Below are 24,695 nucleotides of genomic sequence, written 5' to 3'. Positions count from 1 at the left end.
CGTGACTGTTTTCACAAAAGATGAGCGAAATGTGAGGCAGATCGACCAGGAGAAAAAAGGGCGTGAGCGCAGAGAAGAGATTAACCGACCAGCTACATCCCGGGAATGTCTGCGCCCACAAATGGCTGACTTAAACCGCCGCCGCTGGCTCCGCGCTAAGCGCTTCCAGCAGTTCAGGTAAGGTTTGATAGCGGCCAGCGGCGGCCTGAAAACGCGCGTGCTGGCTATCTTCTGCAATCACTATCGTGGCAATCCCCGCCGACTGGGCCGCGCAAAAGCCGGTAAAGCTATCCTCAATCACCAGACACTGGCTGGCGTTGAGATTGAGCTTCCGCAGCGTCGTGAGGTACACCGCCGGGTGCGGTTTGCCGCATGGTTCATCATCCGCGCTGGAGATCGCGTCAAAAAAGTGCCAGAGCGAAAGCTTGTTCAGCACAGCGGCAATAACCTGACGAGATGATGACGTGGCGAGCGCAATCTTATAACCCGCTTCGCGAAAATAGCGTAACGCCTCCTGCACCCCGCGCATCGGTTCGCCTTTCGCGGCAATCAGACGGGTGATGCGCTGCAGGATGGCGTCTTCAAGCCGCTGCGGAGCGAGATCAAGCTGAAAATAGCGGCACCAGGTGCCGGCAATGTCGTCGAGGCGCTTGCCCTTGGTCAGGGTTTCACATTCAGCAACGCTCGCCGTTGCCCCCCACTGCGCGAGGGCGTCAATCTGCGCCTGACGCCACAGCGCCTCGGAATCAATAATCACGCCATCCATGTCAAAAATAACCGCCTGCATGCTCATTCGTTCACCTCATTAAGGCTGGCATGAAGCGCATGCCAGCCGCAGTACCTACGAGAATTCAACCTGCTCGCGGGCGGTTGCTTCCTTGTGGGAGAACCCCGGCTGCTCCACGCGGATAAAGGCGCAGAGGAAAAAGGCCACCACGTACAATGCGGTATAGGCGATCACCACCCCGATGGTGCTGAAGAACGGCAGCAGCACCACGGCAATCGCCGGCGCGAGAAAGTTCGACATCCCCGCCGACAGGTTATAGACCGAAATGGCCGCACCTTTATGCTTCGGCTCCAGCGCCGGGAACACGGCCGCCAGCGGCACGAAGGCGGCGACAAAGATCCCGAGGGCGATGGCGGGGATCAGCGCCATCGCAAAGCTATGGCCAAAGTGCTGAGGTATGTAGTAAAACGCCAGGCTGGAGAGCGCCATCCCGATGCAGCCGAACCAGCGCACCACCTTCATCCAGCCCAGTTTTTCCCCGAGGATCCCCCACAGCACGTTAGAGAAAATGGTGGTGAAGAAGAAGACTGCCCATACCTGGAGCCATTCTGAAGTGCTGAAGCCCAGCTCATCGACAAACATCATCGGCATAATGACCGCAAAGCCGAACAGCGAGAGGGTATTGATAATCCTCACCATGCTCGACAGCAGAATATTGCGGTTGGTATAGAGCAGCGTCGCGGCGCGTCCCAGCTCGGAAAACTTCTCACGGGTGGTGAGATTCTGCATATGCTGCGGCGTTTGAATATGGCGCAGGGAAACCAGGGCAATCACGCCCCCGGTAAGGCAGAAGGCCAGCGCCAGCCACAGGGTGCCCATTTCGCCAATGTGCGGAATGGTAAAGCTCGGAATATAGCTGCCGAAGACCCCGATGCCGATGGAATACACCGCCCAGAACCAGCCGATGGCCGAGCTGGCGTTGTCGCTTTTGACGTTATGGACAATCGCCACGATAAACGAGTAGAGGAACAGCGGATAGGCGAAGCCGCGGATGCCGTAGAAAAGCAGGATCAGCGCATAGTTGGCGTGACCGAGGCCGAAAACGAGGAACAGCACGTGGAATACGCACCACAGCACGAAGCCAATCATCATCGTTTTCAGCGGGGTGATAATTTCCGCCACCACCCCGGAAATCCACGCCGACAGCGCAGCGGCCAGGCCGTAGAGGGTAAAGGCAAAGGAGGCCTCCGCCGGAGAGAAGCCGAGCGCTTTGATATAGTGCGACAGAAAGGCTAATTCAAAACCGTCGCCGGTCATAAATACGGCAATGGCGATGTATCCCCAGAGCAGGTTCAGGGGTAAACCGAGCCACTGTTTATTATTGATAGACATAATGACCTCGTTTTCAGGGTACAGGGTGGCCGCTCCGCGACGTGCAACGAAGCGGCGGTTATGATGAAAATCAGTGCTGTCGATAGTGCAGATCGTTTAAATACAGGGACTTAAACTGCGCGTAGCGTTGCATCAGGGTGTGGTGGCGAATGGGATCCGCACGCCAGGTCTGCCAGACTTCCGGTTTTTCACACACCGCGGCAACCGGTTTGCCCGCAGCCAGGCAGGCCAGCCGCGCCGCGCCCAGCGCGCCGCCGGTCTCTCCGCCTTTGTGGGTCACCACCGGCATAGCGAGAATATCGGCCAGCAGCTGGGCCCAGAACGGACTGCGGGCGCCGCCGCCCACCAGCGAGCACTGCGCGATCGGCGTCCCGCTCTCTTTCAATGCCTGCAGGCCGTCGTTGATCCCAAAGCTCACCCCCTCCAGCACCGCGTAGCCGAGCTGCGCGCGCAGGCTGGCATGGGTCATGCCCCAGAAGATGCCGCGGGCGTCAGGATCGTTATGCGGGGTTCGTTCCCCGGAGAGATAGGGCAGGAAGAACGGCGCGTTGGCTTTATCCTCCTCGCTTAGCTCGGCAATCTCCGCCAGCAGCGCCACCTCCGTGGTGCCGGTCAGACGGCAGAACCACTGCAAACAGCTGGCGGCGCTCAGCATGACGCTCATCTGGTGCCACAGGTTCGGCAGCACGTGACAAAACGCATGTACCGCCGACTGCGGCGCCGGACGATAGGCATCGGTCACCACAAACAGCACCCCGGAGGTGCCGAGCGAAATAAACGCATCCCCCGGCGAGACCGCGCCGACGCCAATGGCGCTGACCGCGTTATCCCCCCCGCCCCCGGCCACCACCACCGAGGCGTTCAGCCCCCAGCGGGCAGCCACCTGCGGGTCAAGGGTGGCGGAAATCTCGCAGCCTTCGACCAGCGTCGGCATTTGGCTACGCGACAGGCCGCACTTGTCCAGCAGAGCGTCGGACCAGTCGCGCTTCGCCACGTCCAGCCACAGCGTCCCGGCGGCGTCCGACATATCGGAGACTTTCTTCCCGGTAATCCGGTAGCGCAGATAATCCTTGGGCAGCAGCACCGTGGCGGTGCGCTGAAAGTGTTCCGGCTCATGACGGCGCACCCACAACAGCTTCGGCGCGGTAAAGCCCGGCATCGCCAGGTTGCCCGCCACCTGATGCAACTCCGGCGCCATCGCCTCCAGCTCGGCGCACTCTGCGGCGCAGCGGGTGTCGTTCCACAGAATGGCCGGACGGATCGCCTGCCCCTCTGCATCCAGCAACACCGCGCCGTGCATCTGCCCGGAGAGGCCAATCGCCTTAATGGCCGGCCAATGCTGCGCGCATTTTTCCCGTAGCGTGGCCATCAGGTACTCCGTCGCCTCCCACCATAGCTCCGGCGCTTGTTCTGACCAGTGCGGATGAGGCCGCTGAATACTCAGCGGCGCGCTATGGCTGGCGATAACCTCATGGTTCTCATCAATGACCAGCGCTTTGACTTCCGATGTGCCGAGATCGATACCCAGATACATAGCCACCTCTTAGTTAATCAGCGTGTAAACGGCGGCGACTTTCTTGCGCATCAGCGCCAGGAAATCCGCGTTGTTGGCGAGATCACCAAACAGGGCTTTATCACGGGCGTAGACAGCCACCGGATCCTGAGCCTCGAACATCTCATGCACCGCCTGCGCATCCAGGATGCCGTCCTGGTACTGATACGGCAGAGTTCCCTTGTGCCACTGCTCCATAAAGACGAAGAACAGCGCCGGCAGCATGGCGGTCGCTTCCGGGCGGACGCCGCGCTGGTAGCACTCCTGCAAGGTTGGCGCGATCATCGCCGGAATTTTCGAGAAGCCGTCGGCGGCGACGCGCTGGTTGGTGTCCTGGATATAGGGGTTGGTAAAGCGCTTAAGCACCACATCCCGGTAGGTCGGCAGATCAATGCCGTTGTCGCCGAGACACGGAATAACGTCCTCCGTAACGTAGCGGTCGGCAATGGCGTAGATAACATCGGTCAGCGTGCTTTCATGAATATACTGCTGGCCGATTAAGGTTCCCGCCCAGGCAATGCAGCTGTGCGACGAGTTCAAAATACGGATTTTCGCCTCTTCATACGGGATGACCGACTCCACCATCTCCACGCCGACTGCCTCCAGATTCGGGTGGACATCGCGGAAGTTGTTCTCCACTACCCACTGGATAAAGGTCTCCCCCATCACCGGCGCTTTGTCATCAATTCCGGTTTGCGCTTTGATGCGGGCCGGCAGATCGGCCGCCGGACGCGGGGTGATGCGGTCCACCATGGTGTTCGGACAGGTGGTATTGGCCGCCATCCAGTCAATCACCGCCTGTTTGCCGGTGAGCTGCAGGAACTCGACCATACCGTCGTGGAAACGCTCGCCGTTATGACGCACGTTATCGCAGTTGAGCAGGGTCAGCGGCCCGGCGTTGTCGGCCATGCGCTTTTCCAGGATCCGCGCGAGGGTGCCGTAAATGGTTTTGCACTCGCCTTGCAGGTCGGCCTGCAGATCGGGGTTGCTGGTTTCCAGCTGATGGCGAGTGTTCAGGTAGTACCCCCCTTCCGTCACGGTAAAGGCGATAACTTTGGTCTGCGGGTTTGCCCCTTCGTTAATCAGCGGCTGTAGCCCGGCCTGCCACGGTAGCAGTTTCTGGATTGAGGTGATCTCTTCATATTCGCGCTCCCCTTCCGGGCTGACGGTCTCGAGGACGTAACGTCCTCCCTGCGCCGCCAGCGCCTGGACCACCTGCTCGGCGTCGTTGCGAATATTCCCCGCCGCGATGCGCCAGCGATTATCCCCGGAAGCAATCAGACGATGCAGATACCACGCCTGATGCGCGCGATGAAAAGAACCCAGACCGATATGAAGCCATGTGAATTGATTGTTCATGTTCTGCTCTCCTTGAGTTGATTGCGCCACTGTAATTGATCATTTGACCAAAATAAGAGCCATGGATCACAAAAGATCAATTACCCAATTAAATTACAAATGACCAGCAAAGAGCAAAAGCTTGCCAGTTATGCCAACCACGGCGAGAATGCGGGTATTCGCCGGGCCAATTGCGTGCCCTGGCCAGCAACTTAGGGCGGGAAACCATGAGTAAAGAAGACGATATCCGGTTGGATCAGAAGGTGCGTGCCGCATGGATGTACTACATCGCCGGCCAGAATCAGAGCGAGATTGCCAGCCAGCTGGGCACCTCCAGACCGGTGGTGCAACGGCTGATCGCCGCCGCGAAAGAAGAAGGGATTGTGTCGATTAATCTGCACCATCCGGTAGCGAACTGCCTCGATTATGCGCAGTTGCTGCAGGAAAAATACCGCTTGATCGAGTGCAATGTGGTCCCCGCCTTTAGCGAAGAAAGTACCCTCGACAGTGTGTCATTTGGCTGCTATCAGCTGATGGCTCGCTATCTGCAGGATGATAAAGAGAAAATTATCGGTCTGGGCTCGGGCCTGACCCTGAAAAAAGCGCTGCAGCGCATCGATTTTGACAGCCTGAATACCCGCTGCGTGGCGCTGATCAGCGCCATGAACGCCGACGGGCAGTGCAATTATTACGATGACGTGCCCCTGCTGCTGACCCGCAAAATTAAGGCCAAGTACTATCAGTGGCCGGCACCGCGCTACGCCCAAAGCGCGGATGAGTATGAAATGTGGTGCACCAATCGCTTATTCCGCAGCGTCTCCGGCGTCGCCCGCGAGGCGGACGTGATTTTTGTCGGCATTGGTCCGCTGGGCACGCAAAGTCCGATCTTTAAAGACGGCTTTATCAATCAGGCGCAGATGGATGAGCTGACTGCCCGCGGCGGCATCGGGGAGATCCTCGGGCGGTTTATTGATGCGCAAGGCGACGTGGTAGACAGCGAGATCAACCGCATGATCACCAGCTATGATATCCGCCAGAGCCACTGCCCGCGGATTGCCGCTGCCTGTGGAGAACATAAACGACCGGCGATCCTGGCCGCCCTTAAAGGCGGCTGGATCAATGGCCTGGTGACCGATGAGCATACCGCCCGCTGGCTGCTGACGCGGTAACGTTTAACAGCCAGACAGCGACTCAGCTGCTGCTCATCAGTCGCGGGGGAATTTCAATCCGCTGCTGGCTGGCTTCGCCGGCGTCAATAATCGAAAAAACCGCGTCCAGCATCGCCGGCACGTCCTGCTGCACCATGTCGATATCGTGCCCCAGCAGGTAGACAAAAGGATCCCAGTCGAAGCAGCCCATCGGCGGCTGCTCGCTGCCGGTTAGCCCCACCTGCGACAGCCAGCGCACAACCCCTTCCAGGGATATCGTCGAGTTAACAAATATCCCCTGCAACAGCGTCTTCTCGCTGCCAAACCGCTCCTGCAGGCAGTCCTCAACGTGGCCTTTCGAATAGCCGGGAGCCAGAATATTCGCCTGCGGCACGCTAAGCCCCAGCTCGCGATGCGCATCGTGGAAGCCGCGTAAACGCTCGCTGGTGTTATGGTCGCTGCTGCGCCCGCCGATAAAGGTCAGCGGCGCCAGCTCTCCGCGGCGGCGGGCGCTATTAGCCAGGATCTTATGAGTCAACGCTTTCGCGCCGCCGTAGTTATCCGAAATCACCGACGGCGAGAGAGAGCCCGGCAGGTCGAGATTGACCGTTGGCACGCCCGCCTGCTGGCATAGCGCGGAAATTTTATCCGGATTGGTCGCCCCGGTCGCGACCACCCAGTCAACCTGCCAGGAGAGCATCGCCTTTACCGCTTCGATCTCCAGTTCCGGACGCCGGCGCGTACAGGTGATAATCGGCAGCAGGCCGCGCTCGCGGGCCATCTCCTCAAAGCGTTCGGCGATGGAACCGAAGTAGCGGTTATCATATTTGGGGATAATCATACCGATGACGTGTGATTTTTTACTGCGCAGCATGCTGGCCTGACGGTTAATCGCATAGCCCTGCTCCTCGGCAATCCGCGTCACCTTTTCCGCAAGCTTGGCGCTGATGCGGCGCTTTTTCCAGTTACCGTTGAGGATAGCGCTCACCGCGCTCGCCGAAACGCCGGAAAGTTCCGCCAGGTCGTAAATCGTTATCTTCTTCATTTTTCCAACTTGCGTCACAAAATCATGTCGCTGTTAATTTCCCCACTTGCTCAATCGATGAAGCGAGAGCAACATAGCTTCATCGATTGAGCATCCTTTTCACGCCAGGAAGTACGCGCGCATACCGCCTCAACATGCCAGCAAGCCTGAATTAAGATGCTGATATTCAATATGTTACCAGGTTTAGTCTATCACCTCGAACGTGATGCCCTCGCGTTCGATAGTTTTAACCAGACACGGCAAAGGATTATAAAATGAAGCACTCTGTCTCCTCTATGAATACTTCCCTCAGCGGTAAAGTCGCCGCGATCACCGGCGCGGCGTCCGGTATCGGCCTCGAGTGCGCGAGGACCCTGCTGGGAGCTGGCGCAAAAGTGGTACTGATCGACCGCGAAGGCGAAAAGCTCAACAAACTGGTCGCCGAACTTGGCGAAAACGCCTTCGCCCTGCAGGTCGACCTGATGCAGGCGGACCAGGTCGATAACCTACTGCAGGGCATTTTGCAGCTTACCGGGCGTCTCGATATCTTCCACGCCAACGCCGGCGCCTATATCGGCGGGCCGGTGGCCGAGGGCGACCCGGACGTCTGGGACCGCGTGCTGCACCTCAATATCAACGCCGCCTTCCGCTGCGTGCGCAGCGTCCTGCCGCATCTGATCGCGCAAAAATCCGGGGATATTATCTTCACCAGCTCGATCGCGGGCGTGGTGCCGGTGATCTGGGAGCCTGTCTATACCGCGTCGAAATTCGCGGTGCAGGCATTTGTGCACACCACTCGTCGCCAGGTGGCGCAGTATGGCGTGCGCGTCGGCGCCGTACTGCCGGGCCCGGTGGTTACCGCTCTGCTGGACGACTGGCCAAAAGCCAAAATGGACGAAGCGCTGGCCAACGGCAGCCTGATGCAGCCGATTGAAGTGGCGGAGTCGGTGCTGTTTATGGTGACGCGTTCGAAAAACGTCACCGTACGCGACATTGTGATCCTGCCGAACAGCGTGGATCTCTGACCCTGGCCAGCCTGTGAGAGGATGTGATGCAAAACGATACGCAAAACATTATTGGCGTGGATGTCGGCTCGGGCAGCGTGCGCGCCGGGGTATTCAATCTGCGGGGCGAGCTCCTCGCCCACGCGACCCGGGAAATAACCCTGTTTCGCAGCGCCGGAAACAAGGTCGAGCAGTCGAGCCGTGAGATCTGGCAGGCGGTGTGCTACTGCATTAAAACGGCGGTGGCCAGCGCCGGCGTTTCGCCGTCGTCGATAGCCGGGATCGGCTTCGATGCCACCTGCTCGCTGGTGGTGATTGGCGATAACGATGCGCCGCTGGCGGTCGGGCCTTCGGACGATGCGGACCGCAACATTATTGTCTGGATGGATCATCGCGCCACCGGGCAGGCGGAAAAGATCAATGCCACGGGCCACCCGGTACTGCGGTACGTTGGCGGCAAAATCTCGCCGGAGATGCAAACGCCGAAAATTTTGTGGCTGAAGGAGAATCGCCCGCACATCTATCAGCAGGCGCGCCACTTCTTCGACCTCGCCGATTACCTCACCTGGCGCTCAACCGGCGATGAAGCCCGCTCGGTCTGCACGGTGACCTGTAAATGGACCTACCTGGCGCATGAACAACGCTGGGATGCCGGTTACTTCCGCCAGATTGGCCTCGAAGAGCTGGCGGATGAAGATTTTGTCCGCATCGGCCAGCGGATTGTCGATCCAGGCACCCCCTGCGGCGAGGGCCTTTGCGCCACGGCGGCAGAGGAGATGGGCCTGCCGATCGGTACGCCGGTGGCGGTGGGGATGATTGACGCCCACGCGGGCGGCATCGGTACCGTCGGCGTGCTTAACGGCGCGGTCAACAATATGGCCTATGTCTTCGGCACTTCTTCCTGCACCATGACCACCACTCAGGAAGCGGTATTCGTCCCGGGCGTCTGGGGCCCTTACTATTCGGCGATGGTGCCGGGCTACTGGCTAAGTGAAGGCGGGCAAAGCGCCGCCGGCGCGGCTATCGACCAGCTGCTGAGCTTCCATCCGGCGGCGGCGGAAGCGCGCGAGCAAGCGAAAGCCGCAGGCGTCCCTCTGCCGGTCTGGCTGGCGGATCGCGTTCTGACGCAAGTTGCTTCCCCTTCTGAAGCGGTAACGCTGGCCGCCGGTCTGCACGTCGTTCCGGAGTTTCTCGGTAATCGCGCGCCGCTTGCCGATCCCCACGCGAAAGCGCTGATTGCCGGGCTGGGGATGGAGCGGGACCTGGATAACCTGACCGCGCTGTACGTTGCCGGGCTATGCGGGATTGGCTATGGTCTGCGACAGATCATTGACGCCCAGCGCGCCTGCGGAATTGAGAGTGAAAATATCGTCATCAGCGGCGGAGCCGGGCAGCATCCGCTGGTGCGTCAGCTGTTGGCCGACGCTTGCGGCGTTAGCATCGTGAGCACCGCCAGCCGCGAGCCGGTGCTGTTAGGTTCCGCCATCCTCGGCGCGGTGGCGGGCAGAGTCGCGGCTTCGCTGCCGGAGGCCATGAAGCAGTTTACTCAGGTGGATGCCACCTATCACAGCGAGACGGCGTTTAGCCCGCTTCATCAGCGCAGGTATGCGGCCTATAAGGCGCTACAACAGGCCGGCAGGCTGATTCGCGAATAACATACCTCCTTATTTTATAACAATAATGCTCCGCTGCTATGCAGCGGAGACACTCATCTGCACTCTGAAATCGAGGTCAACATGTCCGTTAATAACAAACAGTGGTACGGTCTACCGCTCAACCTCATCTGGGGATATGTCGCCATCGCCGTGTTTATGACCGGCGACGGCTTTGAGCTGGCTTTTCTGTCGCACTACATCAAAGCACTCGGATTCACCCCGGCGCAGGCTTCCTTTGCCTTTACTCTCTACGGTCTGGCTGCCGCCCTGTCGGCGTGGGTCTCCGGCGTGGTGGCGGAAATCATTACCCCACGTAAAGCCATGCTGATTGGCTTCGTGCTGTGGTGTGTGTTCCACGTACTGTTCCTCGTCTTCGGCCTCGGTCGCGCCAACTATGCGCTGATCCTGCTGTTTTATGGCATCCGCGGCCTGGCCTACCCGCTGTTCCTCTACTCCTTTATCGTCGCCATTATCCACAACGTCCGCAGCGACAGTTCCAGCTCCGCGCTGGGCTGGTTCTGGGCGGTCTACTCGGTGGGTATCGGCGTGTTCGGCAGCTATATTCCGAGCTTTACCATTCCCCACATTGGCGAAATGGGCACCCTGTGGCTGGCGCTGCTCTTTTGCGCCACCGGCGGCATTATTGCGCTGGTGTCGATGCGTCATACCGAAACGCCGCGCCATATGCAGAACCTGACCACTCGTGAAAAATTCGCCGAACTGGGGCGCGCGGCGACGCTACTCTATACCAACCGCAGCATTCTGTTCTCGAGCATTGTGCGCATTATCAACACCCTGTCGCTGTTTGGTTTTGCGGTGATCATGCCGATGATGTTTGTTGATGAGCTGGGATTTACCACCTCGGAATGGCTGCAGGTATGGGCGGCATTCTTCTTCACCACGATCTTTTCGAACGTTTTCTGGGGGATTGTGGCGGAGAAAATGGGCTGGATGAAGGTTATCCGCTGGTTCGGCTGCATCGGGATGGCGCTTTCCAGCCTGGCGTTCTATTACCTGCCCCAGCACTTCGGCCATAATTTTGCCATGGCGCTGGTACCGGCTATTGCCCTGGGGATTTTTGTCGCCGCGTTTGTGCCGATGGCGGCGGTGTTCCCGGCGCTGGAGCCGAACCATAAAGGCGCGGCCATTTCGGTCTATAACCTGTCAGCCGGGCTGTCGAACTTTCTGGCTCCGGCGATTGCCGTGGTACTGCTGCCCTATTTCAGCACTATCGGCGTGGTAATAGCCTATACCACCTTATATATTCTGGCCTTCTTCCTGTGCCCGTTAATCCGCGTTGAACAGCCTGGCTTTACCAGCGATCAGCATGCGAAACCGTTTACCGCCAACGCGGCAGAGTCTTAATAAACCGCATCTGGTACAAACAATGCGCAATCCGGGCGGTGACGCCCGGATTTTTGCCTTATGCAATAGTCACTTTGCCATCCAGATAAACATCCTGCACGGCATTGATCAGCTTCACGCCGTCGGCCATCGATTTCTTAAACGCTTTGCGGCCAAGGATCAGCCCCATGCCGCCGGCGCGTTTATTGATCACCGCCGTGCGCACCGCGTCGGCAAGGTCGGTCTCCCCGCCCGCCGCGCCGCCGGAGTTGATCAGCCCGGCGCGGCCCATATAGCAGTTGGCCAGCTGGTAGCGCACCAGATCGATGGGGTTATCGCTGGTCAGTTTGCTGTACACCCGGTCGTCGGTATAGCCGAAGTTAACCGCTTTGTAGCCGCCGTTATTCTCCGCCATCTTTTGCTTAACGATATCGGCGCCGATGGTGGCCGCCAGGTGGTTGGCCTGACCGGTCAGGTCAGCGGAAACATGATAGTCGACGCCGTCTTTCTTGAACGCCGAATTGCGCAGATAGGCCCACAGCACGGTGACCAGGCCCAGCTCATGGGCCCGCTCAAAGGCGGCGGAAATCTCTTCTATCTGACGACGCGATTGTTCTGAGCCGAAATAGATCGTCGCTCCCACGGCCACCGCCCCCATATTGAACGCCTGCTCAACGCTGGCGTAGAGGGTCTGGTCGTATTCGGTGGGGTAGCTCAGCGTTTCGTTATGGTTGAGCTTCACCAGGAAAGGGATGCGATGCGCGTAGCGGCGCGACACCGAGGCCAGCACGCCGTAGGTCGACGCCACGCAGTTACAGCCGGCTTCGATCGCCAGCTCGACGATATTTTTCGGATCAAAGTACAGCGGGTTGGCGGCAAAGGAGGCGCCCGCCGAGTGCTCCACGCCCTGGTCAACCGGCAGAATGGAAAGGTAGCCGGTTCCCCCCAGGCGTCCGGTATTGTACAGGGTCTGCATATTGCGTAGCACCGCCGGTGGTCGGTTGTTATCCACCATCACCCGATCAACATAATCTGCGCCAGGCAGATACAGCTGGTCGGACGGAATGGTTATACAACGGTGCTGCAACAGGCTCTCGGCATCTTTGCCCAGCAACTGCGTAATATCAGTCATAGCAATCTCCCGTAAGGCCGGCCGAAGCCGGCATGCATTATCCCAACCCAATTTTTTTGGGCAGGTTAAGCCTGGTACCGACTTAGCCTATTTTCCAGCCGGGGGGCCATTTTTTCAGGAGATTCTGCTGTCCCGTTGCGCTGCCATTTACCACCAGGCGTGGAAATGGTGCACCGGCCCGATACCGTGGCCTACCTCCAGAGAGTCGGCCTGTGCCAGAGCCGCCGACAGCCAGGCCTTCGCCTCGATAACGGTGGCCGCCCAGTCCGCGTGACGCGGGCGCAGCGCCGCCAGCGCGGCGGAGAGCGTACAGCCGGTGCCGTGGGTATTTTTGGTTTGCACTCGCGGCGCGGTGAACCGCTGTTCCCCTTCGCGGGTGAAGAGCCAGTCCGGGCTTTCGGCATCGTCGAGATGGCCGCCCTTCATCAATACCGCGCCGCAGCCCAGCGCCAGCAGCGCCCGCCCCTGCTCCAGCATTTCCCGTTCGTTACGCGCATGGGGGGCATCGAGTAGCGCGGCCGCTTCCGGCAGGTTCGGGGTGATCAATGACACCTGCGGCAACAATCGTTGACGCAGGGTCTCCACCGCCGAGGCCGACAGCAGCGGATCGCCGCTTTTCGCCAGCATGACGGTATCCAGCACCACGTTGGCCACCCGGTAGCGCGCCAGCCGCTCGGCCACGGCTTCCACAATATCGGTCTCCGCCAGCATGCCGATTTTGGTGGTATCGATACGCACATCGCTGAACACCGAGTCGAGCTGCGCGGCCACAAAATCCGGTTCGATGCGATAGACCGACTGTACGCCGCGGGTATTCTGCGCTACCAGGGCGGTGATCGCCGAGCAGCCATAGGCCCCCAGCGCGGAGAAGGTTTTCAGATCGGCCTGGATACCGGCCCCGCCGCTGGGATCGGTGCCGGCGATGGTCAGGGCGTTGATGCGTTTCATCCCTGCACCTCCTGATACAGCGCGTCGAGAAACGCCGGAATAAAGCTGCCTGGGCCTCCCTGACGGGCGGCGATCTCCCCGGCCTGCTTCATCAGCCCGCAGGCGGCGGCCACGTTTTCCAGCCGGTCTCCCGGCAGCGCCGCGCTCGCCGCCACCACCGCCGACAGCGCGCAGCCGGTGCCCACCACCCGGGTCATCAGCGGATTGCCCCCCGCCACGCTGAGCACCCGCTCGCCGTCGGTGACGTAATCCACCTCGCCAGTGACCGCCACCACGGTAGCCAGCCGACGAGCCAGCGCCTGGGCCGCCGGCAGCGCCGCGGCGGCCGTATCGGTGGTATCCACCCCGCGCCCACCGGCGCTCATCCCGGCCAGCGCCAGAATTTCAGAGGCATTGCCGCGAATGGTCGCCGGCTGGAGGGCCAGTAGCTCGTGACAAAAGGCAGTGCGCACGGTCAGGGCGCCGACCGCCACCGGATCCAGCGTCCAGGGCTTGCCGGCCTGCCGGGCGTGCTCCACCGCGGCGCGCATCGCCACGGCGCGATCTTCGGTCAGGGTACCGACGTTAATTAACAGCGCATCGGCGATAGCGGCAAATTGCGCCGCTTCGCGGGGATCGATCACCATCGCCGGCGAGGCGCCGACGGCCAGCAGAACATTGGCGGTAAAGGTCTGCACCACGTCATTGGTCATGCAGTGCACAAGGGGGGAATGGGCGCGCAGCAGATGGCGCAGGTGCGCGACAGGCGCGGGATTCAACAGCTCAGGCATAGTTTGCTCCCGCCAGACGAGGTAGAAGCAATGACCCTGCGGTCTCTGACTTCCCTACGCTGGCATTATCCAGATCAGGTGGTACGGGTATTTCTCAGCCTTCAACGAAGAAGGGCACCCCGAGTCAAAATAGTGAAATTGTTAAGCGTTGTGGAATTTACCGCAACTCACCGGTTCATACAACAAGCCTTTAGCCCTGGATACGACACCATCGCGGCCATCATGCTCATCAGGCGACCGGACGGGATTGCATTCCGCTGCTGGCGGGCGGAAAATAATGACATCATGCGCTATTTAGCCTACCGAGGATATACGCCATGGCCGTTTATCACCATGCGCTGGTACTGATTAACAGCAGTCAGGACGGCGTCCCGCTGCTCCAGCATGCCGCCAGAATGGCAGAAGAGAACGGCATGCGCATCACCATCGCCCACATCAGCACCGATTACCGGGCGCTGAACTATGTTTCCGACAGCCTGCGCGACGATCGGGTCTCGCAGGAGGTGATCCAGGCCAAAGCCCTGCTCAACGAGCTGGCCTGCACCGTCTCCCTGCCGGTGGATACCCTCTCGCTGGTGACCACCCGCCGGTTTGAAGACGTGGAAACCTGCGTTCGGCAGCGGCAGATCGATTTAATTATTGCCGGGCACCATAACCGGCTGCTGGGCGTCCTCTCCTCACACTCGCTGGAGTACATCAACCACTTAACCGTAGACGTGCTGATCAAGCACCTGCCCTAGCGCAAGGCGGCCTGCAGCAGGGAAAAACAGTCTTCAATAAGCGGGGGCAGCGCCTGCGGGCCGCGCATCAGGGCCACTGTGCGGGCAAGCGCCGGCTGCTGCAGGTGGGCGACCCTGAGCGCCGGGTCCTGCAGATGGGTGGTGTACAGCGCCGGCAGAATCGCCACCGCTAAGCGCGAGCGCACCAGACCATACAGGGTTTCGATATAGTCCACCTGGTAGCGCGTGGTCAGCGTCAGGCGATGGCTCTCCACTAATGCCGCCACCAGCCGCTGGATATTGCCCTTCGAGAACACAGCAATATCCCGCCCCACCAGCTGTTTCCACGGCAGATGCGCCTGCGCGGCCAGCGGATCGTCGCGGTGCAGCACCGCCACGAAGGGATCTTCGCGCAGCGGATAGACCAGCAGTTCTGCGGGCAGTGAGCTGTCGATCGCCCCGATGCCGAAATCAATCTCGCCGCGCTGCAGCGCCTGGATAAGCGCATCGTTGGTCTGATCGTGAAATTCAATGCGCAGACGCGGAAAGGCCTCAGCCAGGGTCTGCGGCAGCAGCGGAAACAGCAGCGAACTGACCGACGGCACCAGACCGATCCGCACCGTCCCGTCGCCGCCCGCCTCGACAATCTGCTGCATATCGGAAAAGGCCGCCTGCGCCACGCTGAGGATCCGCTGGGCGTGGGGTAAAATCGCCGCCCCCAGTTCAGTCAGAGTGACCGTCGCAGCGGTACGGTTGACCAGTTTGCCGCCGAGTACCGTTTCAATCTGCCGCAGGGCGCTGCTCAGCGCCGGCTGGCTAATCGCCAGCCGACTGGCGGTATCGGTAAAATGGCGCAGCTGGGCCAGGGTGACGAAATACTGAAGCTGTTTAAGAGAGAGCGCGGGCAGCCGCTGCCAGGGTTCGTTCATCATCGGGTTCGCTACGGTGGTCCTGCACAATAACCCGAGCTTATCGGGTGATAAATTTATTCATCTGGGCAAACGTTTGCTGTGCCCCTAGAGTATCCGCATTATCCTTGTGCCGGAGTGGTTATGTCCAGCAATGCTCAAGTCCGCCGTCGCGCCGTGCAGGCCGCGCGCGGTGAATCCCCGTTTGATCTGCTACTGATCGATGCGCAGATCGTCGATATGGCCACGGGCGAAATTCGCCCCGCTGACGTCGGTATCGTCGGCGAGATGATCGCCAGCGTCCATCCGCGCGGCAGTCGCGAAGACGCCCATGAAGTGCGTTCCCTGGCCGGTGGCTACCTGTCCCCCGGCCTGATGGACACCCACGTGCATCTCGAAAGCTCGCACCTGCCGCCGGAGCGCTATGCGGAAATCGTCCTCACCCAGGGCACCACCGCGGTGTTCTGGGATCCGCATGAGCTGGCCAACGTCCTCGGCGTCGCTGGCGTGCGCTATGCGGTGGACGCCAGCCGCCATCTGCCGCTGCAGGTGATGGTCGCCGCGCCGTCCAGCGTTCCCTCCACGCCGGGTCTCGAAATGTCCGGCGCCGATTTTGCCGGCGCGGAGATGGAGACCATGCTCGGCTGGCCGGAAGTGCGCGGCGTGGCGGAGGTGATGGATATGCACGGCGTGCTGCACGGTAGCGAGCGGATGCAGGAGATTGTCCAGGCCGGTCTCAACAGCGGCAAACTGATTGAAGGCCACGCCCGCGGCCTGAGCGGCGCTGACCTGCAGGCCTACCTCGCCGCCGGCGTCACCTCCGATCACGAACTTACCTCGGCGGACGACGCGCTGGAAAAACTGCGCGCCGGGCTGACGATCGAGATCCGCGGCTCGCACCCCTATCTGCTGCCAGATATCGTCGCGGCGTTAAAAACGCTGCCGCACCTCTCCTCGCAAATCACCGTCTGCACCGATGACGTGCCGCCGGATATGCTGCTGGAGAAAGGCGGCATCATCGCCCTGCTTAATCTGCTGATCGAGCACGGTTTACCGGCGGTCGATGCGCTGCGATTCGCCACCCTCAACGCCGCTCTTCGCCTGCAGCGCCACGATCTCGGGCTGATTGCCGCCGGGCGGCGCGCGGATCTGGTGGTGTTTGATTCCCTGGAGAAACTGGTGGCCCGCGAAGTCTACGTAGGCGGTAAGCTGCTGGCCCGCGCGGGCAACCTGCTGACACCGATCGCGCCCGCCGCGGGCGTCACGCCGCCGCGCGATACTTTGCAGATCGCCCCCCTCCGCGCCGATGACTTTATTCTGCGCGTCCAGGGCATTCGTCACGGCATCGCCCGCCTGCGCCATATCCGCGGCGCGCGCTTCACCCGGTGGGGCGAAGTGGAAGTGCAGGTTCGTGACGGGAAAGTCCAGCTGCCCGCCGGCTTCAGTCTGATCTGGGTCAAGCACCGCCACGGCCGCCATCAGGCGACGCCGCAAATCGCCCTGCTTGAAGGCTGGGGTGAGCTGCGCGGCGCCATCGCCACCAGCTACTCCCACGACTCGCATAATCTGGTGGTGCTCGGGCGCGACGCTAATGATATGGCGCTGGCGGCCAACCAGCTTATCGCCTCCGGCGGCGGGATGGCGCTGGCGCAACAGGGCGAGATCCTCGCCCATGTGGCGATGCCGATTGCCGGCATGCTGTCGGATCTCCCGGCCGCGGAACTGGCGCGTCAGTTCCGCGAGCTGCGCGATCTGAGCAGCCAAGTCGCCGACTGGGAGCCGCCGTACCGGGTCTTCAAGGCCATTGAAGGCACCTGCCTTGCCTGTAACGCCGGGCCGCATTTAACCGATTTGGGTCTGACCGACGGCGGCAGCCGCCAGATAGTCGACCCGTTGATAGCCTGCCGGGAGATCCCGGAGCCAACCGATCACAACAATAATCCTCAGGGAGCCTGAGCATGGCCGATAACACACTTCACTCTTCCGCCCGCGCTAACTGGCTGGAGCGCCGCTTTGCGCTGCGCTCGCGCGGCGGCACGCTACGCACCGAATGCCTGGCCGGGATCACCGGCTTTCTCGCCGCCGCCTATTTACTGGTGGTTATCCCGGGGCTGCTGGCGATCGGCGGGATGGATAAAGGCGCCGCCACCACCGGCACCATTCTGGTCTTCGTCGTCGGCTCGCTGCTGATGGCGTTTTATGCCAACCTGCCGTTTATCGTCGGCCCGGGCATTGGCGGCTCGGTGCTGGTGGGGGTGACGCTGGCCGGTAGCGAAAGGATTGGCTGGCAGACTGGCCTCGGAATTGCCTGCTGGTCGGGGATCCTCTTCTTCCTGCTGACCCGCTTTGGCCTGCGCGAAGTGGTCACCCGCTCGGTGCCGCAGTCGATCAAGCTGGGATTGACGGCCTCCATCGGCCTGTTTGTCGCCGTCCTCGGTTTTCGCAATGCCGGGCTGGTGCTGGCCAATGCGAAAACCAACGCCCTGATGCTCGGCGACTTTCTCGCCCCCGGCGCGCTGGTGGCGCTGTGCGGCCTGTTCCTGGCGATAGCCCTGCAGGCGCGTAAGGTACCGGGCGCGATTTTGTGGGCCATTCTGTGCGCCACGCTGGTGGGTATCCCGTTCGGCGTGACTAAACTGCCGACGCATTTTATCGATGCCCCCCACTCGCTGGCGCCGGTGCTGGGACAGGTTGACCTGCTGGGGGCGTTAAACATCGCCTTCCTGCCGTTCCTGTTCGTCTTTTTCGCATCTGAGTTTTTCTCCACCATGGGGACAACGCTGGCGGTGGGCGGCGAGGCGGGTCTGCTGGATGAAGAAGGCAACATGCCGCAGATTAATCGCCCGTTCATGGTCGATTCGATTGCCGCCGCGCTCGGCCCGTGGGTGGGCATTCCGGCGGCGACGGCGCTGATTGAATCTTCGGCGGCAGCGGAAGCGGGCGGCAAAACCGGCCTCACCGCGCTGTCAGCGGCGGTAATGTTCCTGCTGATGCTGCTGTTCACGCCGGTGGCGTTGATGATCCCGAAAGAAGCCACCGCCCCGGCGCTGATCCTGATTGGCCTGAACATGTTCAGCGGCCTGCGCAAAGTGGATCTTGCCAACTTCACCGACGGGCTGCCGGTGTTGATGATGGTGATGATCACCCTTATCGCCAACAGCTTTGGCACCGGGATTGCCGGCGGGCTGCTGTTTTACATTGTGATCAAGGCTATCGCCGGTAAGTGGCGGGAGATCCCGATTGGCCTGTGGGTATTGGCCGTCCCGCTAGTGTATTACTTCGCGACCTTAGTCAGGCATTAAGCCCTTCACAATGTGATTTCACCTCTTCATATAACAAACGCACCGCGGCAGAGAGCTGTTTGCGGTGCGGACAAATCAGATTCAACGGCACCACATCCCCCTGATAACGCGGCAGCAGTCGCCGCAGGCGCCCCGCCCGCAGATCGTCGCTGACGTCGAGCATCGATTTATAGGCAATGCCCTCCCCGGCGATCGCCAGCCGACGGATCACCTCGGCGTCGTCGCTCATCACCGTGCCGGAAACCTTCTGCTGCTGAACCACGCCGTCGAGGCTCAGCGACCAGCGGTCGAACGGACGGCCGCGCAAAATGTAGATCAACGCATTGTGCTGGCTGAGTTCCTCGAGGGTCTGCGGTTCGCCATGGCGGGCTATCCACTCAGGCGAGGCCACCAGCACCCGACGATTTTCCGGCGCCACCGGCAGCGAGATAAACGAGGCATCGTCGTTATTGCCATAGCGAAACGCAACGTCCACCGGATCTTTAAACACGTCGGTCAGCTGATCGGAAAAGAGCAGCCGCAGGCGCAGCGCCGGGTGGCGTTGGCGGAAATCGCGGAACAGGGTCAGGAGCAGGTTACGCCCGAGGTCCGACGGCACGGCAATCTGCAACATGCCGCGAACTTCATCATCCGGGGTCTGGATCTTCTGCAGACCGGCCTCGAGGGTATCGAGCATCTGGGTGGCGTAGGGCAGCCAGGTCTCCCCCTCCGGCGTCAGGCGCAGGCTGCGGGTCGAACGGGCAAACAGGCGAATATTGAGGATCGTCTCCAGACGCTTAATTGCCGCGCTGACCTGCGCCGGCTGCTGCCCGGCCTCGCGCGCCGCGTCGCTAAAACTGCCCAGCGCCGCGGCGCGGACAAATAAGGTCAGATCTTCCAGCCTGAACATGCCGATTCTCCCCTGCTTCAGATTGCTCCCAAAATACGCATCACCGTCGCTGCAACGCAAGCGGCACAAGACTTGCGCCGCGTTTTGCTTACACTTTTTAAAAATCCAGTGCTTGCCATTTCAGCAACGCATCAGGAATGATACGAGGCTGCTATTTTGAGTCCAGGTAATATTGAGGAAACTATGCGTAAAACAAAAATGATGCTTCTGGGCGTACTTCTTGCCACCGCTGGCGCCAGCTGGACGGCTACTGCCGCGGGGATCGATCAGTATGCGCTGAAAGAGTTCACCGCCGATTTCACCCAGTTTCACATCGGCGACACCGTTCCGGCGATGTATCTCACCCCGGAATACAACATTAAACAGTGGCAGCAGCGTAACCTGCCTGCGCCGGACGCCGGCAGCCACTGGACCTATATGGGCGGTAACTACGTGCTGATTACCGATACCGAAGGCAAAATCCTCAAAGTGTATGATGGCGAGATCTTCTACCATCGCTGATCCGCGCAATCTCCACGTCCGCCCCGGCGAGCCAGCGGACTCTCCGGCGCTGCGCCAGATCTTCCTGCGGGCGCGCAGTTTATCGTGGACCTGGCTTCCCGCCGCGGCGTGGCGGCTGGAAGATTTCGATGCCGCCACCGCGGATGAACAGCTGTGGGTCGCGGAATGCGACGGCCAGCCGGTGGGCTTTGCCGCCGTATGGACCGCCGATAATTTCCTTCACCATCTGTTTGTCGACCCCGACTGGCAGGGCAAACATATCGGCAGCGCGCTGCTGGCGCAGGTCGAACGGACCTTTACCGCCAGCGGAACGCTGAAGTGCCTGATGGAAAATAAAAACGCCCTGCGCTTCTACCAGCGTCATGGCTGGACCATTGAAGCACAGGGCGCGTCGCCCGAGGGCAGATACTGGCTGATGCGCTCGCCGCGGCCTTAAACGGCGCGGAAGGCAATCTCACCGGGGATCACTTCTCCCTGCCAGTACATCTGGGCCGCCACCCGGCCCGCCAGCTGGCGGTAGATGTCGGTAAATTCGCTGTCCGGACGCGCCACCACCGTCGGCGTGCCGTTATCCAGATCTTCCCGCAGCGTAATATGCAGCGGCAGCTGGCCCAGCAGCTGGGTGTGGTATTTCTCGGCCAGTTTTTGCGCGCCGCCGGTGCCGAAGATAGGCTCGTGGTGCCCGCAGTTGCTGCAGATATGCATGCTCATGTTTTCCACGATCCCCAGCACCGGCACTTCCACTTTCTCGAACATCACGATGCCTTTTTTGGCGTCGATCAGCGCGATGTCCTGCGGCGTGGTGACCACCACCGCGCCGGTCACCGGAATGTTCTGCGCCAGGGTCAGCTGGATGTCGCCGGTGCCCGGCGGCATATCCAGCACCAGGTAATCAAGATCCGGCCACAGGGTCTCCTGCAGCATCTGCATCAGCGCCTTGCTGGCCATCGGCCCACGCCAGACCATGGCGTTGTCGTCGGTCACCAGGTAGCCGATGGAGTTGGTTGCCAGACCATATTTCATGATCGGCGCCATATGAGTGCCGTCCGGCGAGGTCGGGCGGCTGTCTTCCGCACCCAGCATGGTCGGAATCGACGGACCATAGATATCGGCATCCAGAATGCCCACCTTCGCCCCTTCCGCCGCCAGGGCCAGCGCCAGGTTTACGGCAGTAGAAGATTTACCGACGCCGCCTTTGCCGGAGCTGATGGCGATAATGTTTTTCACGCCGTTGACCCCGGGCTGGTTTTTCACCCGTTTGAGGGTCGCGATGCTGTGGGTCAGCTTCCAGTCGATGGCCTTCGCGCCGGTGATGCGCAGCAGTTCGGCGCTGCACTGCTCTTTCAGCGCTTCGAAAGCGCTGCTCCAGACGAACGGCATTTGCAGTTCAATATGGACGGTATCGTCCAGCCAGGCGACATGGTGCAGCGCCTTAAGGGCGGTGAGATTATGCTTCAGGGTTGGGTGCTGGAAATTGGCCAGCGTCCCGGCGACCATCGCACGTAGGCGCTCAGGGGATTTGGCCTGGGATTGCGAATTCATCCCGACTCCTTTGTTGTTTTGAGATGCTTTCAGTAATCACAGAGTTTATCACAGGTAACGATTATCCATATATGGGCAGCCATTTATGGCGCACCCACAGCCCTTTTGGTAATATCGGAAGCCCTTTTTACAACAGAAGATGTAATGCTCACTATGACTCAAGTCGCGAAGAAAATTCTGGTAACGTGCGCCCTGCCGTACGCCAACGGCTCCATCCACCTCGGCCACATGCTGGAGCACATCCAGGCTGATGTCTGGGTCCGTTACCAGCGAATGCGCGGCCACGAGGTCAACTTCATCTGCGCCGACGACGCCCACGGCACGCCGATTATGCTCAAAGCGCAGCAGCTCGGTATCACTCCGGAGCAGATGATTGGCGAAATGAGTCAGGAGCATCAGACCGATTTCGCCGGCTTCGACATCAGCTATGATAACTATCACTCGACGCACAGCGACGAGAACCGCGAGCTGTCGGAGCTTATCTACACCCGCCTGAAAGAGAACGGTTTTATTAAAAACCGCACCATCTCTCAGCTCTACGATCCGGAAAAAGGCATGTTCCTGCCGGACCGTTTTGTGAAAGGCACCTGTCCGAAGTGCAAATCTCCGGACCAGTATGGCGATAACTGCGAAGTGTGCGGCGCGACCTACAGCCCTACCGAGCTTATCGACCCGAAATCGGTGGTCTCCGGCGCCACGCCGGTGATGCGTGACTCCGAGCACTTCTTCTTCGACCTGCCGTCGTTCAGCGAAATGCTGCAGGCGTGGACCCGCAGCGGCGCCCTGCAGGAGCAGGTCGCGAACAAGATGCAGGAGTGGTTCGAATCCGGCCTGCAGCAGTGGGACATCTCCCGCGATGCGCCGTACTTCGGCTTCGAAATTCCCAACGCGCCGGGCAAATATTTCTACGTCTGGCTGGACGCGCCGATCGGCTACATGGGCTCCTTCAAGAACCTGTGCGACAAGCGCGGCGACACCACCAGCTTCGACGAATACTGGAAGAAAGATTCTACGGCCGAGCTGTATCACTTTATCGGCAAAGACATTGTCTACTTCCACAGCCTGTTCTGGCCGGCGATGCTGGAAGGCAGCAACTTCCGTAAGCCGACTAACCTGTTCGTGCACGGCTACGTGACGGTTAACGGCGCCAAGATGTCCAAGTCGCGCGGCACCTTTATCAAGGCCAGCACCTGGTTAAATCATTTCGATGCCGACAGCCTGCGCTACTACTACACCGCCAAGCTCTCTTCACGCATCGATGACATCGACCTGAACCTGGAAGATTTCGTGCAGCGCGTGAACGCCGACATCGTCAACAAGGTGGTTAACCTCGCCTCACGCAACGCCGGCTTTATCAGCAAGCGTTTCGACGGCGTGCTGGCCGCGGAGCTGGCCGACCCGGCGCTGTACAAAACCTTCACCGACGCGGCGGAAAGCATCGGCGAAGCATGGGACAGCCGCGAGTTCGGTAAGGCCATCCGCGAAATCATGGCCCTCGCCGACGTGGCTAACCGCTACGTCGACGAGCAGGCGCCGTGGGTGGTGGCGAAACAGGAAGGCCGCGACGCCGACCTGCAGGCCATCTGCACCATGGGCCTGAATATGTTCCGCGTGCTGATGACCTGGCTGAAGCCGGTCCTGCCGCAGCTGGCCGCGCGTGCGGAAGCGTTCCTCAACAGCGAACTGAGCTGGGATGCCATTCAGCAGCCGCTGCTGGCGCATAAGGTCAATCCGTTCAAGGCGCTGTACAACCGTATCGAGATGAAGCAGGTGGAAGCCCTGGTAGAAGCCTCTAAAGAAGAGGTGAAAGCCACCGCGGCGCCGGTCACCGGTCCGCTGGCGGACGATCCGATTCAGGAGACCATCACCTTTGACGATTTCGCCAAAGTCGATCTGCGCGTGGCGCTGATTGAAAACGCGGAATTCGTCGAGGGCTCCGACAAGCTGCTGCGCCTGACGCTGGATCTCGGCGGCGAAAAACGCAATGTCTTCTCCGGCATCCGCTCCGCTTACCCGGATCCGCAGCCGCTGATTGGCCGCCTGACGGTGATGGTCGCCAACCTGGCGCCGCGCAAAATGCGTTTCGGCATCTCCGAGGGCATGGTGATGGCCGCCGGCCCTGGCGGGAAGGATATCTTCCTCTTAAGCCCTGACGACGGCGCCAAGCCGGGTCAGCAGGTGAAATAACAAAAAAGCCGGAGAGTATCTCCGGCTTTTTTTTGCCCGGCGGCGCTATGCTAGCACGCGCCCGGGGGCAGTCGTTGTAGGCCGGGTCAGGCGAAGCCGCCACCCGGCAAAAAATCATGCCTTCGGGTTATGCACCCGCTGGGTCAGTCCGCGCAGGAAATTGCGCAGAAACTGGTCGCCGCACTCGCGGTAGTTTTTGTGGTCAGGCGAGCGCATCATGGCGGTGATCTCCGGCACCGACACCCGGTATTTCTGCTCGCTCATAATCGCCTGGATATCGTCCGTTTTCAGCGAGAAGGCGATCCGCAGCTTTTTCAGCACCGTGTTGTTATTCACCCGACGCTCCAGCGCCAGCTCCGGGGCCGAATCATCTTTGCCGCGCTTGTCATAGATAAGGCCGTTAAGGAAACCCGACAGGATAATGTCCGGGCAGCGAACAAAGCCCTCTTCATCCTCTTTCGTCGTCCAGGTGTCGAAGCTGGCGGCGGTGGATTCCATAGCGGAGAGCGCGAGAATGCGCACCATATCGTTATTATTGACTTTCAGGGTGTAGCGCAGGCTACGAAGAATATCATTACTGAGCATGAGGGCCTTTTACTGTCGATGATGCAAT

Annotated in this window: 22 protein-coding genes and 1 riboswitch; of the genes, 10 read left to right on the top strand and 12 right to left on the bottom strand. The window is 60.4% G+C overall.

Annotation, left to right across the window (positions count from 1 at the left end):
• Positions 1-130: 130 nt before the first annotated feature.
• The 4 genes from OHJ17_RS08305 to dalD all read right to left on the bottom strand — a co-directional run bounded on the left by OHJ17_RS08305 (position 131) and on the right by dalD (position 5,030).
• Entirely contained in the window at positions 131-793 is a 663-nt protein-coding gene (locus OHJ17_RS08305; protein ID WP_023285365.1) for an HAD family hydrolase, read from the bottom strand.
• A gap of 48 nt (positions 794-841) precedes the next feature.
• A complete protein-coding gene (dalT, locus tag OHJ17_RS08300; RefSeq protein ID WP_002912654.1) occupies positions 842-2,119 on the bottom strand; it encodes a D-arabinitol transporter in 1,278 nt (425 codons plus the stop codon).
• Between the two features lie 70 nt (positions 2,120-2,189).
• Positions 2,190-3,653, bottom strand: coding sequence for a xylulokinase (xylB, locus tag OHJ17_RS08295; protein WP_023317085.1), 1,464 nt, complete (start codon positions 3,651-3,653; stop codon positions 2,190-2,192).
• Between the two features lie 9 nt (positions 3,654-3,662).
• Positions 3,663-5,030 carry a D-arabinitol 4-dehydrogenase gene (gene dalD, locus OHJ17_RS08290; RefSeq protein ID WP_023317086.1) on the bottom strand — a complete coding sequence of 456 codons (1,368 nt, stop codon included), beginning with the start codon at positions 5,028-5,030 and terminating at the stop codon, positions 3,663-3,665.
• Positions 5,031-5,236: 206 nt separating this feature from the next.
• Between dalD and OHJ17_RS08285 the strand changes: the two genes are divergently transcribed.
• On the top strand, positions 5,237-6,178 hold the full coding sequence (locus OHJ17_RS08285; RefSeq protein WP_004144198.1) for a sugar-binding transcriptional regulator: 942 nt from the start codon (positions 5,237-5,239) through the stop codon (positions 6,176-6,178).
• A gap of 22 nt (positions 6,179-6,200) precedes the next feature.
• Here the strand turns inward: OHJ17_RS08285 and OHJ17_RS08280 are convergent, their stop codons facing one another.
• Complete coding sequence (locus tag OHJ17_RS08280; RefSeq protein ID WP_002912681.1) at positions 6,201-7,202, bottom strand: LacI family DNA-binding transcriptional regulator; 1,002 nt, start codon at positions 7,200-7,202, stop codon at positions 6,201-6,203.
• Positions 7,203-7,456: 254 nt separating this feature from the next.
• Between OHJ17_RS08280 and OHJ17_RS08275 the strand changes: the two genes are divergently transcribed.
• The 3 genes from OHJ17_RS08275 to OHJ17_RS08265 all read left to right on the top strand — a co-directional run bounded on the left by OHJ17_RS08275 (position 7,457) and on the right by OHJ17_RS08265 (position 11,205).
• Positions 7,457-8,206 carry an SDR family oxidoreductase gene (locus OHJ17_RS08275; protein WP_004175119.1) on the top strand — a complete coding sequence of 250 codons (750 nt, stop codon included), beginning with the start codon at positions 7,457-7,459 and terminating at the stop codon, positions 8,204-8,206.
• Between the two features lie 26 nt (positions 8,207-8,232).
• Complete coding sequence (locus OHJ17_RS08270; RefSeq protein ID WP_004214752.1) at positions 8,233-9,840, top strand: FGGY-family carbohydrate kinase; 1,608 nt, start codon at positions 8,233-8,235, stop codon at positions 9,838-9,840.
• An 81-nt stretch (positions 9,841-9,921) separates the two neighbouring features.
• Positions 9,922-11,205: an RbtT/DalT/CsbX family MFS transporter gene (locus tag OHJ17_RS08265; RefSeq protein WP_023317087.1), complete on the top strand. Its 1,284-nt coding sequence runs from the start codon at positions 9,922-9,924 to the stop codon at positions 11,203-11,205.
• A 58-nt stretch (positions 11,206-11,263) separates the two neighbouring features.
• Here the strand turns inward: OHJ17_RS08265 and fbaB are convergent, their stop codons facing one another.
• The 3 genes from fbaB to thiM all read right to left on the bottom strand — a co-directional run bounded on the left by fbaB (position 11,264) and on the right by thiM (position 14,034).
• On the bottom strand, positions 11,264-12,316 hold the full coding sequence (gene fbaB, locus OHJ17_RS08260; RefSeq protein WP_002912704.1) for a class I fructose-bisphosphate aldolase: 1,053 nt from the start codon (positions 12,314-12,316) through the stop codon (positions 11,264-11,266).
• Between the two features lie 147 nt (positions 12,317-12,463).
• Positions 12,464-13,264 (bottom strand): bifunctional hydroxymethylpyrimidine kinase/phosphomethylpyrimidine kinase, encoded by an 801-nt coding sequence (gene thiD, locus OHJ17_RS08255; RefSeq protein ID WP_002912707.1) that lies wholly within the window; start codon positions 13,262-13,264, stop codon positions 12,464-12,466.
• Positions 13,261-14,034, bottom strand: coding sequence for a hydroxyethylthiazole kinase (gene thiM, locus OHJ17_RS08250; protein WP_004151131.1), 774 nt, complete (start codon positions 14,032-14,034; stop codon positions 13,261-13,263). The genes thiD and thiM overlap by 4 nt, the downstream gene beginning before the upstream one ends.
• A 34-nt stretch (positions 14,035-14,068) precedes the next feature.
• Positions 14,069-14,166, bottom strand: a riboswitch (TPP riboswitch).
• 185 nt (positions 14,167-14,351) lie between these two features.
• Here thiM and OHJ17_RS08245 point away from each other — a divergent pair.
• Positions 14,352-14,774 (top strand): universal stress protein, encoded by a 423-nt coding sequence (locus OHJ17_RS08245; RefSeq protein ID WP_004189084.1) that lies wholly within the window; start codon positions 14,352-14,354, stop codon positions 14,772-14,774.
• On the opposite strand, the gene OHJ17_RS08240 is transcribed toward OHJ17_RS08245, so the two are convergent.
• The gene (locus tag OHJ17_RS08240; RefSeq protein WP_004175111.1) at positions 14,771-15,685 is read right to left on the bottom strand and encodes a LysR family transcriptional regulator; all 915 of its coding nucleotides are present in this window, start codon (positions 15,683-15,685) and stop codon (positions 14,771-14,773) included. The two genes, OHJ17_RS08245 and OHJ17_RS08240, sit on opposite strands and share 4 nt — an antisense overlap.
• 120 nt (positions 15,686-15,805) lie before the next feature.
• Here OHJ17_RS08240 and OHJ17_RS08235 point away from each other — a divergent pair, with 120 nt between their 5' ends.
• Positions 15,806-17,617: an adenine deaminase gene (locus OHJ17_RS08235; RefSeq protein ID WP_023317088.1), complete on the top strand. Its 1,812-nt coding sequence runs from the start codon at positions 15,806-15,808 to the stop codon at positions 17,615-17,617.
• A gap of 2 nt (positions 17,618-17,619) precedes the next feature.
• On the top strand, positions 17,620-18,963 hold the full coding sequence (locus OHJ17_RS08230; protein WP_023317089.1) for an NCS2 family permease: 1,344 nt from the start codon (positions 17,620-17,622) through the stop codon (positions 18,961-18,963).
• On the opposite strand, the gene OHJ17_RS08225 is transcribed toward OHJ17_RS08230, so the two are convergent.
• The gene (locus tag OHJ17_RS08225) at positions 18,953-19,852 is read right to left on the bottom strand and encodes a LysR family transcriptional regulator (protein WP_004149074.1); all 900 of its coding nucleotides are present in this window, start codon (positions 19,850-19,852) and stop codon (positions 18,953-18,955) included. The genes OHJ17_RS08230 and OHJ17_RS08225 overlap by 11 nt on opposite strands.
• A 183-nt stretch (positions 19,853-20,035) precedes the next feature.
• On the opposite strand from OHJ17_RS08225, the gene OHJ17_RS08220 reads away from it, so the two are divergent.
• Complete coding sequence (locus tag OHJ17_RS08220) at positions 20,036-20,353, top strand: RcnB family protein (RefSeq protein ID WP_002912749.1); 318 nt, start codon at positions 20,036-20,038, stop codon at positions 20,351-20,353.
• Positions 20,325-20,789, top strand: a complete 465-nt coding sequence (locus OHJ17_RS08215) for a GNAT family N-acetyltransferase (protein ID WP_015958728.1) — start codon at positions 20,325-20,327, stop codon at positions 20,787-20,789. Before OHJ17_RS08220 ends, OHJ17_RS08215 begins: the two co-directional genes overlap by 29 nt.
• Here the strand turns inward: OHJ17_RS08215 and apbC are convergent.
• Positions 20,786-21,895, bottom strand: coding sequence for an iron-sulfur cluster carrier protein ApbC (gene apbC / locus OHJ17_RS08210; protein WP_002912751.1), 1,110 nt, complete (start codon positions 21,893-21,895; stop codon positions 20,786-20,788). The genes OHJ17_RS08215 and apbC overlap by 4 nt on opposite strands.
• Positions 21,896-22,048: 153 nt before the next feature.
• Between apbC and metG the strand changes: the two genes are divergently transcribed.
• Positions 22,049-24,082, top strand: a complete 2,034-nt coding sequence (gene metG, locus OHJ17_RS08205) for a methionine--tRNA ligase (protein ID WP_002912753.1) — start codon at positions 22,049-22,051, stop codon at positions 24,080-24,082.
• Positions 24,083-24,196: 114 nt separating this feature from the next.
• Here metG and OHJ17_RS08200 read toward each other — a convergent pair whose 3' ends face one another.
• Positions 24,197-24,667, bottom strand: coding sequence for a YehS family protein (locus OHJ17_RS08200; RefSeq protein ID WP_002912756.1), 471 nt, complete (start codon positions 24,665-24,667; stop codon positions 24,197-24,199).
• Between the last annotated feature and the right edge of the window lie 28 nt (positions 24,668-24,695).

Source organism: Klebsiella sp. KP20-425-1, from assembly GCF_025813515.1.
In the GTDB taxonomy this organism is placed as follows: Bacteria; Pseudomonadota; Gammaproteobacteria; order Enterobacterales; family Enterobacteriaceae; genus Klebsiella; species Klebsiella pneumoniae.
The sequence above is the reverse complement of the archived record's forward strand: the minus strand, read 5'-3'. Positions and strand labels throughout refer to the sequence as shown.

What these genes read in the sequence shown, in the direction of transcription:
- apbC (WP_002912751.1), bottom strand. Translation starts at nt 21,895, where the DNA reads ATGAATTCGCAATCCCAGGCCAAATCCCCTGAGCGCCTACGTGCGATG.
- OHJ17_RS08245 (WP_004189084.1), top strand. Translation starts at nt 14,352, where the DNA reads ATGGCCGTTTATCACCATGCGCTGGTACTGATTAACAGCAGTCAGGAC.
- OHJ17_RS08305 (WP_023285365.1), bottom strand. Translation starts at nt 793, where the DNA reads ATGAGCATGCAGGCGGTTATTTTTGACATGGATGGCGTGATTATTGAT.
- dalT (WP_002912654.1), bottom strand. Translation starts at nt 2,119, where the DNA reads ATGTCTATCAATAATAAACAGTGGCTCGGTTTACCCCTGAACCTGCTC.
- dalD (WP_023317086.1), bottom strand. Translation starts at nt 5,030, where the DNA reads ATGAACAATCAATTCACATGGCTTCATATCGGTCTGGGTTCTTTTCAT.
- OHJ17_RS08240 (WP_004175111.1), bottom strand. Translation starts at nt 15,685, where the DNA reads ATGATGAACGAACCCTGGCAGCGGCTGCCCGCGCTCTCTCTTAAACAG.
- xylB (WP_023317085.1), bottom strand. Translation starts at nt 3,653, where the DNA reads ATGTATCTGGGTATCGATCTCGGCACATCGGAAGTCAAAGCGCTGGTC.
- thiD (WP_002912707.1), bottom strand. Translation starts at nt 13,264, where the DNA reads ATGAAACGCATCAACGCCCTGACCATCGCCGGCACCGATCCCAGCGGC.
- OHJ17_RS08285 (WP_004144198.1), top strand. Translation starts at nt 5,237, where the DNA reads ATGAGTAAAGAAGACGATATCCGGTTGGATCAGAAGGTGCGTGCCGCA.
- OHJ17_RS08220 (WP_002912749.1), top strand. Translation starts at nt 20,036, where the DNA reads ATGCGTAAAACAAAAATGATGCTTCTGGGCGTACTTCTTGCCACCGCT.
- OHJ17_RS08235 (WP_023317088.1), top strand. Translation starts at nt 15,806, where the DNA reads ATGTCCAGCAATGCTCAAGTCCGCCGTCGCGCCGTGCAGGCCGCGCGC.
- metG (WP_002912753.1), top strand. Translation starts at nt 22,049, where the DNA reads ATGACTCAAGTCGCGAAGAAAATTCTGGTAACGTGCGCCCTGCCGTAC.
- OHJ17_RS08215 (WP_015958728.1), top strand. Translation starts at nt 20,325, where the DNA reads ATGATGGCGAGATCTTCTACCATCGCTGATCCGCGCAATCTCCACGTC.
- thiM (WP_004151131.1), bottom strand. Translation starts at nt 14,034, where the DNA reads ATGCCTGAGCTGTTGAATCCCGCGCCTGTCGCGCACCTGCGCCATCTG.
- OHJ17_RS08230 (WP_023317089.1), top strand. Translation starts at nt 17,620, where the DNA reads ATGGCCGATAACACACTTCACTCTTCCGCCCGCGCTAACTGGCTGGAG.
- OHJ17_RS08265 (WP_023317087.1), top strand. Translation starts at nt 9,922, where the DNA reads ATGTCCGTTAATAACAAACAGTGGTACGGTCTACCGCTCAACCTCATC.
- OHJ17_RS08280 (WP_002912681.1), bottom strand. Translation starts at nt 7,202, where the DNA reads ATGAAGAAGATAACGATTTACGACCTGGCGGAACTTTCCGGCGTTTCG.
- OHJ17_RS08200 (WP_002912756.1), bottom strand. Translation starts at nt 24,667, where the DNA reads ATGCTCAGTAATGATATTCTTCGTAGCCTGCGCTACACCCTGAAAGTC.
- OHJ17_RS08225 (WP_004149074.1), bottom strand. Translation starts at nt 19,852, where the DNA reads ATGTTCAGGCTGGAAGATCTGACCTTATTTGTCCGCGCCGCGGCGCTG.
- OHJ17_RS08270 (WP_004214752.1), top strand. Translation starts at nt 8,233, where the DNA reads ATGCAAAACGATACGCAAAACATTATTGGCGTGGATGTCGGCTCGGGC.
- fbaB (WP_002912704.1), bottom strand. Translation starts at nt 12,316, where the DNA reads ATGACTGATATTACGCAGTTGCTGGGCAAAGATGCCGAGAGCCTGTTG.
- OHJ17_RS08275 (WP_004175119.1), top strand. Translation starts at nt 7,457, where the DNA reads ATGAAGCACTCTGTCTCCTCTATGAATACTTCCCTCAGCGGTAAAGTC.